Annotated in this window: 1 protein-coding gene and 1 pseudogene; both read left to right on the forward strand. The window is 64.5% G+C overall.

Translation table 11 applies throughout. The features are described from left to right. Positions 1–195: MlaA family lipoprotein (locus tag AC1DYI_RS38100; protein WP_477209224.1), on the forward strand; the 195-nt coding region annotated here is incomplete at its 5' end. Positions 196–310: 115 nt separating this feature from the next. Continuing rightward, positions 311–524, forward strand: a pseudogene (locus AC1DYI_RS38105) (hypothetical protein); the annotation flags it as partial.

Consider the following 524-nt stretch of genomic DNA (forward strand, 5'->3'; position numbering starts at 1 on the left):
CTGCTGCAGGCGGTCAGCACCCGTGCAGGCCTGTTGGGTGCCTCCCGCGTGCTCGACGATGTCGCGCTCGACAAATACAGCTTCCTGCGCGATGCCTACCTGGCTCGGCGGCAGAATCAGGTCTATGACGGCAACCCGCCGGAGTCACACGACGACGAGGAAGATGCCGACAAGGATGCGCCAGCGGCCAAGTGAGTGCCCGCTCGCTGCAATTTGTCACCGACGCCGGTGAACCAGCACGCCCGTCGGCGCGTTGACTGATCCGGCTGGCGCCTTGACGGGTGCCGTGCCTCCACAAGGAAGGAATCAGATGTTTGCCTTTTCCCTGACCCGCCGTGTTGCCCTGGCCGCTGTGGCTGCCGCTTCGCTGGTGGGCCCGTTTGCGGCCCGTGCAGAGGTGACCGCCCCCGACGCGCTGATCAAGCAAGTCTCCACCGAAGTCATCGATACCCTGAAAGCCGACAAGGCGATCCAGGCCGGTGACGTGTCCAAGATCATCGCCCTGGTCGACACCAAGGTGATGC

This window comes from Ideonella sp. P3_A4 (assembly GCF_056403075.1).